This is a genomic window from Pseudomonas sp. PNPG3 (assembly GCF_023093815.1).
GTDB lineage: Bacteria > Pseudomonadota > Gammaproteobacteria > Pseudomonadales > Pseudomonadaceae > Aquipseudomonas > Aquipseudomonas asiatica.
The window spans coordinates 61,901-77,391 of record NZ_JALLKV010000005.1 but is presented as its reverse complement, the minus strand read 5'-3'; the positions used below and the strand labels follow the sequence as shown (position 1 = coordinate 77,391).

General features: G+C 63.4%; 11 protein-coding genes. All 11 read left to right on the top strand.

Annotation, left to right across the window (positions count from 1 at the left end):
- The first annotated feature begins 355 nt into the window (after positions 1-355).
- Complete coding sequence (gene pilM, locus MJ643_RS05685) at positions 356-1,237, top strand: pilus assembly protein PilM (protein WP_024087852.1); 882 nt, start codon at positions 356-358, stop codon at positions 1,235-1,237.
- Positions 1,234-1,770, top strand: a complete 537-nt coding sequence (locus tag MJ643_RS05680; protein ID WP_023662590.1) for a PilN domain-containing protein — start codon at positions 1,234-1,236, stop codon at positions 1,768-1,770. Before pilM ends, MJ643_RS05680 begins: the two co-directional genes overlap by 4 nt.
- Before the next feature lie 11 nt (positions 1,771-1,781).
- Positions 1,782-2,783 carry a pilus assembly protein PilP gene (locus MJ643_RS05675; protein ID WP_031325416.1) on the top strand — a complete coding sequence of 334 codons (1,002 nt, stop codon included), beginning with the start codon at positions 1,782-1,784 and terminating at the stop codon, positions 2,781-2,783.
- Positions 2,707-3,975, top strand: a complete 1,269-nt coding sequence (locus MJ643_RS05670) for a secretin N-terminal domain-containing protein (RefSeq protein WP_080563829.1) — start codon at positions 2,707-2,709, stop codon at positions 3,973-3,975. The genes MJ643_RS05675 and MJ643_RS05670 overlap by 77 nt, the downstream gene beginning before the upstream one ends.
- Positions 3,976-3,979: 4 nt before the next feature.
- Positions 3,980-4,498: a shikimate kinase AroK gene (gene aroK / locus MJ643_RS05665; RefSeq protein WP_015272136.1), complete on the top strand. Its 519-nt coding sequence runs from the start codon at positions 3,980-3,982 to the stop codon at positions 4,496-4,498.
- A 96-nt stretch (positions 4,499-4,594) separates the two neighbouring features.
- Positions 4,595-5,692, top strand: coding sequence for a 3-dehydroquinate synthase (aroB, locus tag MJ643_RS05660; protein WP_013974602.1), 1,098 nt, complete (start codon positions 4,595-4,597; stop codon positions 5,690-5,692).
- 15 nt (positions 5,693-5,707) lie between these two features.
- On the top strand, positions 5,708-7,318 hold the full coding sequence (locus MJ643_RS05655; RefSeq protein WP_013974601.1) for an AAA family ATPase: 1,611 nt from the start codon (positions 5,708-5,710) through the stop codon (positions 7,316-7,318).
- 372 nt (positions 7,319-7,690) lie between these two features.
- Positions 7,691-12,136 carry a glutamate synthase large subunit gene (gltB, locus tag MJ643_RS05650; protein ID WP_013974600.1) on the top strand — a complete coding sequence of 1,482 codons (4,446 nt, stop codon included), beginning with the start codon at positions 7,691-7,693 and terminating at the stop codon, positions 12,134-12,136.
- Positions 12,137-12,242: 106 nt separating this feature from the next.
- On the top strand, positions 12,243-13,661 hold the full coding sequence (locus MJ643_RS05645; protein WP_013974599.1) for an FAD-dependent oxidoreductase: 1,419 nt from the start codon (positions 12,243-12,245) through the stop codon (positions 13,659-13,661).
- A 236-nt stretch (positions 13,662-13,897) separates the two neighbouring features.
- Positions 13,898-14,962, top strand: a complete 1,065-nt coding sequence (hemE, locus tag MJ643_RS05640) for a uroporphyrinogen decarboxylase (protein ID WP_013974598.1) — start codon at positions 13,898-13,900, stop codon at positions 14,960-14,962.
- 114 nt (positions 14,963-15,076) lie between these two features.
- Positions 15,077-15,424 (top strand): NirD/YgiW/YdeI family stress tolerance protein, encoded by a 348-nt coding sequence (locus tag MJ643_RS05635; protein ID WP_169774622.1) that lies wholly within the window; start codon positions 15,077-15,079, stop codon positions 15,422-15,424.
- The last annotated feature ends 67 nt before the right edge of the window (positions 15,425-15,491 follow it).

Sequence of the window (15,491 nt, the reverse complement as noted above, 5' to 3'; positions counted from 1 at the left end):
GATTGCCGGTCCTGCGGTCGTGCTACCGAGAGCTGAACGACCTTGGGTTTTGCCATCCGCCGCAGCGTTAAGTCCTTGAAGGCAGTGGACTTCTGGGTTGGTTTTGTTTCTTGGGGATGGGTACCCAAGTTTTCGGTTTCCTTTGGAAAACCACATCAAGCTGACCATACAGCTTGGTGGGAGGAGACACGCAAAACGTGTCGCACAACGCTGGGCATTATAAGCATTTTTTCGCCTCTCCGGGTTACCGGCCAGGCTGCCCGTCGCCTCGATGGGCAGGCGCGGCCTAGTGCTGACGCGGGGTTGGGGCAGGTAGCCGCGAAGGATGGCGGCGACAGACAACAAGGATGCCACGATGCTAGGACGCTTCGGCAAGGATGCCGGTTCACTTGTGGGGGTGGAAATTGCCCCTGACTCCGTTCGGATTGTGCAACTGCAGCGGCGTAACCGGCGCTGCCGGGTGCTTGCCTCGGTACAAGAGCCGTTCGAATCATTGGCTGGCAGTGATTGGGCGGCAGAGCCTGGCGCCGTGGCGGCTGCCTTGAGGCGCGCCTACAGGCGCAGCGGCCTCAAACAGCGCCGGGTCGCGCTGGCACTGCCGGGTAACCAGGTGATATGCAAGCTGTGCCACCTGCCAGTGGAACAGGGCGGTGCAGAAGTGGAGGCGCAGCTGCTGGCTGACGCCGAACGGCTGTTTCCATTTCCGCTGGAAGACCTGGCCCTGGATTTTCAGGTCCTGGGCGGTTCTCGCGTCCAGCCAGGCTGCGCCGAGGTGATGGTGGCGGCATGTCGGCAGAGCGCACTGGCGCCACTTGAAGGTATCGTCGAGGAGGCAGGGTTGCAACTGGAGGCCGTGGAGGTCGACAGCATTGCCTTGGGGCGCATGCTGCCGCAGGGCCGGCACCAGAGCTCGGCGTTGCTGCGTATCGAGGCGCACAGCACCATCCTTTATGGCTGGCATTCGGGGCAGCCTCAGCAACGGCGTGAGCTGAGCCTGGGGCTGTCGACGATAACCGGGGCGCTGCCAGAGCGCCTGCTGGCCTTGCTTGCCGGTGAGCCTTTGCCGGAATGCCTGTTGATTGCCAGCTGTTCTCCGGTCGAAGCGGGCCAGTTGCAAAGCCTCGGCTCCCAGCTGAACCTTCCGTGTCGCCTGGTGCCTGACCTGGCGCGCCTGGAGCACGTCGATGGTGCGATGATTCTGGCTTGCGCCCTGGCTCTCGGAGGATTGCGTCGATGATGCGGCTGAACCTTCTGCCCTGGCGCGAACGGCAGCGCCAAGCGGCGTTGCGGTCTTTCCGCAGGCAACTGGTCGCCGGCGCTCTACTGGCCCTGTGTGGCGTGATGTTGGTCGACCAGCTGGCCCGCCAGCGCGGGGAGCAGCAGGCGCTGGCCAATACCCGGCACCAGGCAGCCCTTGAAGTGTTGGGCGAGCAGTTGCAGCCGCTGGCCGATGTGCATGCGCAGCATGAGGCGCTGCTGGCACGCGCGGCGGCGCTGGAAGCACTGCGCGCCCATCAGGATGTGCTGGCCGGGGTGTTCGCTGACCTCGAGCGGGCGTTGCCGGTGGGTGTGCAACTGCTCGACCTCAGCCTGGAAGATGGCAATTTGCAGATGACCGGGCTGGCCAAGTCAGGTGCCGTGGTCGCGCAGTTCATGCGTGACCTGAGCCGCTCGAGTGCGCTGGTTGGTCTGGAGCTCAAGCGCATCAGGAGCCTGCCAGGCGGCGATGAATTCCTGCTGGGGGCGCGCGTTTCGGCGTTCTGGTCGTGAATGCTGCGCAGGTGCTCGGCTGGCTGGCCATGGCCGAGAGCTCCAGCCGCTTCAGGCAGCTGGCGCCAGTGCTGGTGGCCTTGGCGTTGTTCGGCCTGGGCTGTGCCATACGTCTGCCTGCAGCGCTGCAACAGCAGGCGCAGGAGGAGGCTCGGCACGCCGAGTTGCACGAACAGCATTCAGCCGGCGCGGTGCAACTGGCCGAGTTGGAGCAACTCCACGCGTCGGTAACCATCGCCGAGCAACGCTTGCGCGAGGCGCACTGGCACCTGGCGGCCGGTGAGGGCATGAGTGACCTTCTCGAACGTCTGGCGGCTTCGGGGCACGCGCATGGCTTGCTGATCGAGCGCTTCGACGTTCATGAAGACGAACAGCAGGCCGGTTTCCGCCAGGTGCCGCTGGAGCTACAGGTGGTGGGGCGATACGCGGCATTGCGCCAGTGGCTGGGTGACTGGTTGGGCCAGGCGCGTGTTTTGCGTAGTGGTGACCTGCAACTGGCTCCAGCAGATGGCAAGCCTGGGCTGCTGCGCCTGCAGTTGCGGGTTGATGCCTATCAGGCGCTGGCGCCAGTGCCGCAGCCTGCGATGCTAGCGCGTATGCCAGCCAGGGGCGTGACGGCAGCGCCCGCAGTCGACCCGTTTGCGCCTGGAGCGACGCGATTGTCGGCCAGCGGGTTGGCCGGCGTGCCTTTGGCGCAACTGGAGATGGTCGGCAGCCTGTCACGTGGAGCGGAACACGAAGCACTGCTGATGGCGGCGGGCAGGCTCTATCGCGTACGCCCTGGGGACCGGGTCGGGCGTGACCAGGGGGTGGTGGCGAGAGTTGATCAATCCCAGGTCGAAGTACGCGAACGGCTGTTCATGGCCGGGGGGTGGCATGAACGCACGGCGTTCATCACGCTGGCAAAGCACCTGGGCAAGGAGGCCCCGGATGACGATGAAAAGATTGATGAAATGGATGCTGGCAGCCCTGCTGCCGTTCCCGCTGGCGTCGGCAATGCCTTATCAGGGTGAACCACTGTCGCTGAACTTCCAGGATGTGGAAGTGCGCTCGGTGCTGCAGGTGCTGGCTGACTATGCCGGTGTCAACCTGGTTGCCAGCGATGCCGTGCAGGGTAGCGTCACTTTGCGCCTTGAGGATGTTCCATGGGACCAGGCGCTGGATCTGGTGCTGCGCACCAAGGGCTTGGCCCGGCGACAGGAGGGCAATGTGCTGCTGGTGGCGCCCGCAGCGGAGTTTGCCGCGCAGTCTGTCGATGCCCATGTGGGCCAGGCGCTGGATGCACAGTTGCAGCCATTGCGTCGGGAGCTGTTGCCCATTCATCACGCCAAGGCCGCCGATCTGGCAGAGCTGCTGCTGGCGAGCCTGGCGGATGACGGCATCCTCACCAGTCGGGGCAGCCTCAGTGTCGATGAGCGCACCAATACGCTGGTGGTGCACCAGCCGGCAGACCGCCTTGCCGAGCTGAGGCAACTGGTGGCGCAGCTGGATGTGCCGGTGCGTCAGGTGGCGATCGAGGCACGTATCGTCGAGGCCAACGTCGATTACGAGAAAAGCCTGGGGGTGCGCTGGGGTGGGCCGCTGTATGTCGAGAGCCCGCGCCCGGGCAAGGATCTGTTCGTCGATCTCGGGGTGGAGCGGGTGGGCGGTAGCATCGGTCTGGGCCTGTTGCGTGGCGATGTGCTGCTCGACCTGGAACTCAGTGCCATGGAAAAGAGCGGCAACGGCGAAATCATCTCGCAGCCCAAGGTGGTCACGGCCGACAAGGAAACGGCCAGGATCCTCAAAGGCACCGAGGTGCCGTACCAGGAAACCAGCAAGAGCGGCGCCACCTCGGTAGCATTCCGCGAAGCCTCGTTGTCGCTGGAAGTGACCCCGCAGATCACTCCGGACAACAAGGTGATCATGACCGTCAGGGTGACCAAGGACGAGCCGGATTACGTCAATGCCCTGAACAACGTACCGCCGATCCGCAAGAACGAGGTCAATGCCAAGGTTCGCGTGACGGACGGAGAAACGATCGTGATCGGTGGCGTGTACTCGACTTCGCAAAACAATGTGGTCGACAAGGTGCCATTTTTCGGCGATCTGCCGTATGTTGGGCGGCTGTTTCGACGCGATGCATTACAAGAGAAAAAATCCGAGCTGCTGGTCTTCCTGACTCCGCGTATCATGAGTGACCAGGCGATTGCTGTGAGTCGTTGATTCTGTGCGAAATTTGATACTTGTGGGGCCCATGGGTGCTGGTAAAAGCACCATCGGACGCCTATTGGCCAAAGAGCTGCGCCTGCTGTTCAAGGATTCCGACAAGGAAATCGAACTGCGATGCGGCGCCAACATCCCGTGGATTTTCGACAAGGAAGGCGAGCCGGGTTTCCGTGACCGCGAGCAGGCGATGATCGCCGAGCTGTGCGCACTCGACGGCGTGGTCTTGGCGACCGGCGGTGGCGCGGTAATGCGCGAAGCCAACCGCAAGGCCCTGCATCAGGGTGGCCGGGTGATCTATCTGCATGCTTCGGTCGAACAGCAGGTTGGTCGCACCGCGCGTGATCGCAATCGCCCCCTTTTGCGCACCGCCAATCCCGAGGCGACCTTGCGCGCCCTGCTGGAAGCCCGCGACCCGCTCTACCGCGAGATCGCCGACCTGGTGGTAGAAACCGACGAGCGGCCGCCACGCATGGTGGTGATCGATATTCTCGAGCGCTTGCAGCAGTTGCCGCCCCGTTAGCCCGGGACTATTCTCGGCCACCAGCGCCGAGGCGAGGTTCAACGTAACCGCGTAGGTGCCCGAGCGGCGCCGCGCACAAGTACATTGTGGGGATACATGCAGACACTAAAGGTCGACCTGGGCGAGCGTAGCTACCCGATCTACATTGGCGAAGGCCTGCTGGACCAGCCTGAGCTGCTGGCGCCGCACATTGCCGGGCGGCAGGTTGCCATTGTTTCCAACGAGACCGTCGCGCCCCTGTATCTCGAACGCCTGAGCAAGACCCTGGGGGCCTATTCGGTGCTGCCGGTGGTATTGCCCGATGGCGAAGCCCACAAGAACTGGGAAACCCTGCAGCTGATCTTCGATGGCCTGCTGACAGCACGGCACGACCGCCGCACCACCGTGGTTGCCCTGGGCGGCGGCGTGATCGGTGACATGGCCGGCTTCGCTGCCGCCTGCTACCAGCGCGGCGTCGACTTCATCCAGGTGCCGACCACTTTGCTGTCCCAGGTCGACTCCTCGGTCGGCGGCAAGACCGGCATCAACCACCCGTTGGGCAAGAACATGGTCGGTGCCTTCTACCAGCCCAATGCGGTGCTGATCGACACCACCAGCCTCAAGACCCTGCCATCGCGCGAGCTGTCCGCAGGCCTTGCCGAAGTGATCAAGTACGGACTGATCTGCGACAAACCGTTCCTCGCCTGGCTCGAGGACAATATGCAGGCACTGCGTGCCCTCGACCCGGTGGCGCTGACCGAAGCCATCCGCCGCTCCTGCGCGGCCAAGGCCGCGGTGGTGGGTGCCGACGAGCGCGAGTCTGGCGTGCGCGCCACGCTGAACCTGGGGCACACCTTCGGGCATGCTATCGAGACCCACATGGGTTACGGCGTGTGGCTGCACGGCGAAGCCGTGGCGGCGGGCACGGTGATGGCTCTGGAGATGTCCATGCGCCTTGGCTGGATCGACCAGGCCGAGCGCGATCGCGGAATCCGCCTGTTGCAGGACGCAGGCTTGCCGGTGGTGCCACCACAGGAGATGACCCCGGCGCATTTCATGGAGCACATGGCGGTCGACAAGAAAGTGCTCGACGGCCGCCTGCGTCTGGTGCTGCTGCGCCAGATGGGCGAGGCCGTGGTGACCGACGACTATCCGAAAGAGATTCTACAGGCCACGTTGTCGGCGGATTACCGCGCGATCGTGGCCCAGCTTTGAGGTTGTGACAGCGCAATGACCAGTTTGCATGCCGATGAGGCCTTTCTCGACCATTACCAGTTGAGCCATGATCCGTTCGCGCCCCGTGTGCCCGGCTTCAAGTTCTTCCCGGCCCAGCGCAAGCCCGTGCTCGGCCAGCTGCATCACCTGGCGCGCTACAGCCAGCTGATGCTGGTTGTCACCGGCCCGCTGGGCAGTGGCAAGACCCTGCTGCGCCAGGCCCTGGTGGCCAGTACCAACAAGCAGGCGGTGCAGAGCGTGGTGGTGTCCGCCCGTGGCGCCAGCGATGCCGCCAGCGTACTCGGCCAGGTTGCACAGAACCTGGATGTGGCCGAGGCCGAAATGCAGGCGATCCTGGCCAAGGTGGTGCAACTGGCACTGACCGGCCAGGAAGTGTATTTGCTGGTGGACGATGCGGAACAACTCGACGAGTCGGCACTCCAAGCGTTGCTGGAATTGGCGGCGGGTGTACCGGAAGGGCGCCCGCACGTGTTCCTGTTCGGTGAGCCGTCGCTGATTGCCGGGCTGGACGAGATCAATATCGAGGAAGAACGCTTCCACATCATCGAACTCGCCCCTTACAGTGAAGAAGAAACCCGCGAGTACCTGGAGCAGCGCCTGGAAGGCGCTGGCCGGGGCATCGAGGTGTTCAGCCGTGAACAGATCGTCGATATCCATGAAAACTCCGACGGCTGGCCTGGCAACATCAACCAGGTCGCCCGTGACACTTTGATCGAAGCCATGATCGCCAGCCGCTCGACGGCCAAGCGACCATCCATGGGGTTCAAGATGCCTAAAAAACATGTGCTCGCGCTGTCCGCTGTGGTTGTGGTCGCCGTTGCGGCCGCGGTGTTGATGCCGAAGAAAGGTGACAAGGCGCCTGCCGAAGCGCCGGCCGCCCAGGCCCAGCTGCCGCTTGGCGAGGGCCAGGCCAATGGTGGCAATCCCGCCATCGAGTTCTCGGGTTCGTCCCAGCCGATGCCGCTGCCGCTGGTTGGCCAGTCGCAGCCGGTGATGCGCGAGCCACTGGCCCAGGCCGCGGGCATGGGCGAGGGTGAAGAGGGCAGCCCGGCCGGTGATACCGCCCTGCAGCCAGGCAACCCGCCGCCAACCGTGACCACCATCGCACCGCCGCAAGGTGTGCCAGCGGGCCCGGCACCGGTACCTGCCCAGCCAGTACAGACGCAACCGCAGCCGGTTGCGCCTGCGCCAAAACCTGTCGCAACCCAACCTGCCAAGCCGGTTGCGCCTGCCAAGCCTGCCCCAGCACCGACCCAGGTCGCCGTGGCCAAGCCGGCCGCCAAGCCTGTCGAGAAGCCGGCAGCCGGTGGCAGCGGCAACAGCGGCTGGTACGCCGGGCAGAAACCGGGCAATTACGTGGTGCAGATCCTGGGTACCAGCTCCGAGGCTTCGGCTCAGGCGTTCGTGAAGGCTCAAGGTGGCGACTATCGCTACTTCAAGAAAAACCTGCAGGGCAAGCCGCTGTACGTAGTCACTTACGGCAACTTCGCCAACCGCGACGCAGCGGTTGCGGCAATCAAGAACTTGCCAGCGAAGGTCCAGGCTGGTAAACCTTGGCCACGTACCGTCGCCAGCGTCCAACAAGAGCTGGCCTCGGCCCGCTGATACCTTCCGGGCGGCACCACCCCGCCGCCCAGTTGCTGAGCGATTACTGACTTTCGACTAGCCTGCTGCGTTGTCACGCGGCAGGCTTTTCTGTCCCAGACTGCCGGCCACAAGCCTTACTTGCAGTCATGGCTGAAACGCTTCAGACTCGAGCCAAGCCGCTATCACGGCGCATGGCGCAAAAACATTCAAAATTGCGACATAAATTTTCAATGGTGAGACATGAAAATTTGTGAGCATCGCTGTCGCTGTGCAACAATGGTTTTCCATGGCCACCGCAAAAAAGCTGGCGTTTGATCGGCGTGGATGGTAAGTGGTTGTTAAAAAAGAGATTTACCTCCGTTGAGAGGTGAACCTGGTGAGAATGTGTCTATGAAAACAGGTCTGTACCATCCCGAAGAATTCAAGGACAACTGTGGTTTTGGCCTGATCGCCCATATGACGGGCGAACCGAGCCACCACCTTCTGCAAACCGCCATGCAGGCACTGACCTGCATGACCCACCGCGGCGGTATCAACGCCGACGGCAAGACCGGTGACGGTTGCGGTCTGCTCATGCAGAAGCCCGATCAATTCCTGCGTGCCGTGGCCCAGGAGCACTTCGCCGTCGAGCTGCCCAAGCAGTACGCTGTCGGCATGGTGTTTTTCAACCAGGACCCGGTCAAAGCGGAAGCCGCCCGCGCCAACATGGACCGCGAAATCCTCGCTGCTGGCCTGAAACTGGTCGGCTGGCGCAAGGTGCCGATCGATACCAGCGTGCTCGGCCGCCTGGCCCTTGAGCGCCTGCCACAGATCGAGCAGGTGTTCATCGGCGGTGAAGGCCTGAGCGACCAGGAATTCGCCATCAAGCTGTTCAGTGCCCGTCGCCGTTCCTCCGTGGCCAACGCCCACGACGCCGACCACTACATCTGCAGCTTCTCGCACAAGACCATCATCTACAAAGGCCTGATGATGCCGCGCGATCTCGCGGCCTTCTACCCGGACCTGGGTGACGAGCGCCTGCAAACCGCGATCTGCGTGTTCCACCAGCGCTTCTCCACCAACACCCTGCCGAAATGGCCGCTGGCGCAGCCGTTCCGCTTCCTCGCCCACAACGGCGAGATCAACACCATCACCGGCAACCGCAACTGGGCCATGGCCCGTCGCACCAAGTTCGCCAACGACCTGATCCCCGACCTCGAGGAGCTCGGCCCGCTGGTCAACCGCGTCGGCTCCGACTCCTCTAGCATGGACAACATGCTGGAGCTGATGGTCACTGGTGGCATCGACCTGTTCCGTGGCGTGCGCATGCTGGTACCGCCAGCCTGGCAGAACGTCGAGACCATGGACGCCGACCTGCGCGCCTTCTACGAATACAACTCCATGCACATGGAGCCGTGGGATGGCCCGGCCGGTATCGTAATGACCGAAGGCCGCCATGCGGTGTGCCTGCTCGACCGTAACGGCCTGCGCCCGGCGCGCTGGGTGACCACCAAGAACGGCTACATCACCCTGGCGTCGGAAATCGGCGTATGGGACTACAAGCCCGAGGACGTCATCGCCAAGGGCCGCGTTGGCCCAGGCCAGATCTTCGCCGTGGACACCGAAACCGGCCAGATCCTCGACACCGACGCCATCGACAACCGCCTGAAGTCGCGCCACCCGTACAAGCGCTGGCTGCGTCAGCACGCCACGCGTATCCAGGCGACGCTGACCGATGATCAGGGCGTGGCCAGCTACGACGCTGACCAGCTCAAGCAATACATGAAGATGTTCCAGGTCACCTTCGAAGAGCGTGACCAGGTGCTGCGCCCGCTCGGCGAGCAGGGCCAGGAAGCGGTCGGCTCGATGGGTGACGACACGCCGATGGCCGTTCTGTCGCAGCGCGTGCGTTCGCCGTACGACTTCTTCCGCCAGCAGTTCGCCCAGGTGACCAACCCGCCGATCGACCCGCTGCGCGAAGCGATCGTCATGTCCCTGGAAATCTGCCTGGGCGCCGAACGCAACATCTTCCAGGAATCCCCCGAGCACGCTTCGCGGGTAATCCTCAGCTCGCCGGTCATCTCGCCCGCCAAGTGGCGTTCGCTGATGAACCTGGAGCGCGAAGGTTTCGACCGCCAGCTGATCGACCTCAACTATGAAGAGAGCGTCGGCCTGGAAGCGGCCATCCGCAACATCGCCGATCAGGCTGAAGAAGCAGTGCGCGCTGGCAAGACCCAGCTGGTGCTGAGCGACCGCTACATTGCCCCTGGCAAGCTGCCGGTGCACGCCTCGCTGGCCGTTGGTGCGGTACACCACCGCCTGACCGAACAGGGCCTGCGTTGCGACAGCAACATCCTGGTGGAAACCGCCACCGCCCGCGACCCGCACCACTTCGCCGTGCTGCTGGGCTTCGGTGCCTCGGCCGTTTACCCGTACCTGGCCTATGAAGTGCTGGCTGACCTGATTCGTACCGGCGAAGTGCTGGGCGACCTGGACGAAGTCTTCAAGTACTACCGCAAGGGCATCTCCAAGGGCCTGCTGAAGATCCTGTCGAAGATGGGTATCTCCACCATCGCCTCGTACCGTGGCGCGCAGTTGTTCGAAGCCATCGGCCTGTCCGAGGAAGTGGTCGGCCTGAGCTTCAAGGGCGTTTCCAGCCGCATCAAGGGTGCGCGTTTCGCAGACCTGGAAAGCGACCAGAAGCTGCTGGCAGCCGAAGCCTGGAGCGCGCGCAAGCCGATCCAGCAAGGCGGCCTGTTGAAGTTCGTTCACGGTGGCGAGTACCACGCCTACAACCCGGATGTGGTCAACACCCTGCAGGCTGCCGTGCAGCAGGGCGACTATGCCAAGTTCAAGGAATACACCACGCTGGTCGACCAGCGTCCGGTGTCGATGATCCGCGACCTGCTGAAGGTGAAAGTGGCTGACCAGCCGCTGCCGCTGGAGCAGATCGAGCCGCTGGAGGCGATCCTCAAACGCTTCGACTCCGCCGGTATTTCGCTGGGTGCACTGTCGCCGGAGGCTCACGAAGCGCTGGCCGAGGCGATGAACCGCCTGGGCGCGCGTTCCAACTCTGGCGAGGGCGGTGAAGACCCGGCGCGCTACGGCACCATCAAGAGCTCGAAGATCAAGCAGGTGGCCACCGGCCGCTTTGGCGTGACCCCGGAGTACCTGGTCAACGCCGAAGTGTTGCAGATCAAGGTTGCCCAGGGCGCCAAGCCCGGTGAAGGCGGCCAGCTGCCAGGCGGCAAGGTCAACGGCCTGATCGCCAAGCTGCGTTACGCGGTACCGGGCGTGACCCTGATCTCGCCACCGCCGCACCACGACATCTACTCGATCGAAGACCTGGCCCAGCTGATCTACGACCTCAAGCAGGTCAACCCGCAGGCCCTGGTTTCGGTCAAGCTGGTGGCAGAAGCCGGCGTCGGCACCATCGCCGCCGGTGTGGCCAAGGCCTATGCCGACCTGATCACCATCTCCGGCTACGACGGTGGTACCGGTGCTTCGCCGCTGACCTCGATCAAGTACGCCGGCGCCCCATGGGAGCTGGGCCTGGCCGAGACCCACCAGACCCTGCGCGGCAACGACCTGCGCGGCAAGGTACGGGTACAGACCGACGGTGGCCTGAAGACTGGCCTGGACGTGATCAAGGCAGCCATCCTCGGCGCCGAAAGCTTCGGCTTCGGTACCGCGCCGATGATCGCACTGGGCTGCAAGTACCTGCGCATCTGCCACCTGAACAACTGCGCTACCGGCGTGGCCACCCAGAACGACAAGCTGCGCAAGGATCACTACATCGGCACCGTCGACATGGTGATCAACTTCTTCACCTTCGTCGCCGAAGAAACCCGTGAGTGGCTGGCCAAGCTGGGCGTACGCAGCCTCGGCGAGCTGATCGGCCGTACCGACCTGCTCGACGTGCTGCCAGGCGACACCGAGCGCCAGCAGTACCTGGACCTGACGCCGCTGCTGGGCAGCTCGCACATCCCGGCTGACAAGCCGCAGTTCTGCGAAGTCGACAAGAACCCGCCGTTCGACCAGGGCGAGCTGGCCGAGAAGATGGTGGAAATGGCCATGCCGGCCATCCGCGACCAGGCCGGTGGCGAGTTCAGCCTCGACATCTGCAACTGCGACCGCTCCATCGGTGCGCGGGTCTCGGGTGAAATCGCCCGCCTGCACGGCAACCAGGGCATGGCCGCGGCACCGATCACCTTCCGCTTCAAGGGCACTGCGGGCCAGAGCTTCGGCGTGTGGAACGCTGGTGGCCTGAACCTGCACCTGGAAGGCGATGCCAACGACTACGTCGGCAAGGGCATGACCGGTGGCAAGGTCACCATCGTGCCGCCAGCCGGCAGCCCGTTCGAAACCCAGCACAGCGCCATCGTCGGCAACACCTGCCTGTACGGCGCCACCGGCGGCAAGTTGTTCGCCGCCGGTACTGCTGGCGAGCGCTTCGCTGTACGTAACTCCGGCGCCCACGCTGTTGTCGAGGGCACTGGCGATCACTGCTGTGAATACATGACCGGCGGCTTTGTCTGTGTGCTGGGCAAGACCGGTTACAACTTCGGTTCTGGCATGACTGGCGGCTTCGCCTACGTGCTCGACATGGACAATACCTTCGTTGACAAGCTCAACCATGAGCTGGTGGAAATCCAGCGTATCAGTGGTGAAGCGATGGAGGCGTACCGCAGCCACCTGGCGCGGGTCCTTGCCGAGTACGTGGAAGAGACCGGCAGCGAGTGGGGGCGTGAGCTCTCGGAGAACCTGGACGACTACGTGCGGCGCTTCTGGCTGGTCAAGCCGAAGGCAGCCAACCTGAAGCAACTGCTGTCCAGCACCCGTGCCAACCCGCAGTAACAACAGCTGCAAGTGACGGCCCCGTGCGCGGGGCCCGTCGTGCTCAAGTGATCGTCTTGCAGCTTGCAGCCTGAGGCTGGCAACTGCGGTAAAGAGGTTTTGAAAAATGGCTGAACGTCTGAACAACGACTTCCAGTTCATCGAAGTGGGCCGCAAGGACCCGAAGAAAAAGCTGCTGCGCCAGCGCAAGAAGGAGTTCGTGGAAATCTACGAGCCGTTCAAGCCGCAGCAGTCCGTGGAGCAGGCACACCGCTGCCTGGGCTGCGGTAACCCGTATTGCGAATGGAAGTGCCCGGTACACAACTTCATCCCCAACTGGCTGAAGCTGGTTTCCGAAGGCAACATCCTGGCTGCGGCGGAGCTGTCGCACCAGACCAATACCCTGCCGGAAGTGTGCGGCCGCGTATGCCCGCAGGACCGCCTGTGCGAGGGTGCCTGCACCCTGAACGACGGCTTCGGTGCGGTGACCATCGGCTCGGTGGAGAAGTACATCACCGACACCGCCTTCGCCATGGGCTGGCGCCCGGACATGTCCAAGGTCAAGCCAACCGGCAAGCGCGTTGCCATCATCGGTGCCGGCCCGGCCGGCCTGGGCTGTGCCGACGTATTGGTACGTGCCGGCGTGACCCCGGTGGTGTTCGACCGCAACCCGGAAATCGGCGGCCTGCTGACCTTCGGTATTCCCGAGTTCAAGCTGGAAAAGACCGTGCTCAGCAACCGCCGTGAAGTGTTCACCGGCATGGGCATCGAGTTCCGCCTGAACACCGAGGTGGGCAAGGACGTGACCATGGAGCAACTGCTCGCCGAGTACGACGCGGTATTCATGGGCATGGGTACCTACACCTACATGAAGGGCGGCTTCCCGGGCGAGGACCTGCCGGGCGTGCATGACGCGCTCGACTTCCTGATCGCCAACGTCAACCGCAACCTGGGCTTCGAGAAGTCGCCGGAAGACTTCGTCGACATGCAGGGCAAGAAGGTGGTGGTACTGGGCGGTGGTGACACCGCGATGGACTGCAACCGCACCTCGATCCGCCAGGGCGCCAAATCGGTGACCTGCGCCTATCGCCGTGACGAGGCCAACATGCCGGGTTCGCGTCGTGAGGTGAAGAACGCCAAGGAAGAGGGCGTGAAGTTCCTCTACAACCGCCAGCCTATCGCCATTGTCGGCGAGGACAAGGTCGAAGGCGTGAAGGTGGTCGAGACCCGTCTCGGCGAACCGGACGCCCGTGGCCGCCGCAGCCCGGAACCGATCCCGGGGTCTGAAGAGATTCTGCCGGCCGATGCCGTGGTCATCGCCTTCGGCTTCCGCCCAAGCCCGGCGCCTTGGTTCGAGCAGCATGGCATCCAACTGGACAGCCAGGGCCGCGTGGTTGCACCGGAGAAAGGCAAGTTCAAGCATCAGACCAGCAACCCGAAAGTGTTTGCCGGCGGCGACATGGTGCGTGGATCGGACCTGGTGGTGACGGCTATCTTCGAAGGGCGTACTGCTGCTGAAGGCATTCTGGACTACCTGGAAGTCTGATTGATTGTCGGGGCCGCTTCGCGGCCCATCGCGACACAAGGCCGCTCCTACAGGGATCGCGTACTTCCTGTAGGAGCGGCCTTGTGTCGCGATGGGCTGCAAAGCAGCCCCAAAGGCATTTTTTGTATACAAAAACCCTTGATCCATGGCATCCAATAGACAAAACGCATGGCCTTGACCGTGCCTTTTGCGCTGGCGTCTGAGAAAATGCCCGCACTATTTTTCCGGATGCCGACATGACTGCCCTGAAGAACGATCGTTTCCTGCGTGCACTGCTCAAGCAACCCGTAGACGTCACCCCGGTGTGGATGATGCGCCAGGCCGGCCGCTACCTGCCGGAGTACCGCGCCAGCCGCGCCAAGGCCGGTGACTTCATGAGCCTGTGCATGAACCCGCAGTTCGCCTGCGAGGTCACCCTGCAGCCGCTGGACCGCTACCCGCTGGACGCGGCGATCCTGTTCTCGGACATCCTCACCATCCCCGATGCCATGGGCCTGGGCCTGTACTTCGAAAGCGGCGAAGGCCCGCGCTTCAAGAAAGTCGTCAGCACCCCGGCTGACATCGAGGCGCTGCCAATCCCCGACCCGCAGAAAGACCTCGGCTACGTGATGGACGCGGTCAGCACCATCCGCCGTGAGCTCAACGGCCGCGTGCCGCTGATCGGCTTCTCCGGCAGCCCGTGGACCCTGGCCACCTACATGGTCGAAGGCGGCTCGTCGAAGGACTTCCGCAAGACCAAGGCCATGGCCTACGACAATCCGCAGGCCCTGCACCTGCTGCTGGACAAGCTGGCCCAGTCGGTCACCAGCTACCTCAACGGCCAGATCCTCGCTGGTGCCCAGGCCGTGCAGATTTTCGACACCTGGGGCGGCAACCTGTCGGCGGCCGCTTACCAGGAGTTCTCCCTGGCCTACATGCGCAAGATCGTCAGCGGCCTGATTCGCGAGCACGAAGGGCGTAAGGTGCCGGTGATCCTGTTCACCAAGAATGGCGGCCTGTGGCTGGAAAGCATCGCCGAAGCCGGCGCCGACGCGCTGGGCCTGGACTGGACCTGCGAGATCGGCGATGCCCGCCGCCGCGTGGGTGACAAGGTTGCGCTGCAGGGCAACATGGACCCGACCGTGCTGTACGCCAAGCCCGAGGCCATCCGCAAGGAAGTGGCGCGCATCCTGGCCAGCTATGGCCACGGCACAGGCCATGTGTTCAACCTCGGCCACGGCATCACACCGGAAGTCGACCCAGAGCACGCCGGCGTGTTCATCAACGCCGTGCATGAGCTGTCGGCGCAGTACCATCAGTGAGTCGATCGCTGAACACGAAGCCCGGCCATGTGTCGGGCTTTTTGTTCATTAAGTTTTAATTCAGCGATCGTCGTTAATCTGGTCCCATCGAAACCGAAACAGGACCTGATCCTCATGAAAGCACGTTACATTGCGATGATTCTTGCCCCCTTGTTCAGCACTGCCGCCCTGGCTGCCGGCTACACCGGCCCTGGCGCCCAGTCGGTCACCACCGTAGCTGCGGCCAACGATGCTGCCGACGACACTCCAGTGGTGCTGCAAGGCTTCGTGACCAAGAAGATCAACAACGACGACAAGTACGAGTTCAAGGACAACACCGGCACCATCACCGTGGAAATCGATGATGAAGACTTGCCACCGACGCCGTTCAACGACAATACCAAGGTCAAGCTGACCGGTGAGGTGGAGAAGCACCTGATGAGCCGGGAGGTGGATGTGGATATGGTCGAGATCATCAACTGATCCGCTGGCCTCTTCGCGGGTGAACCCGCTCCCACAGGTACGGCGCTTCCCTTATTTCCAACGCGGT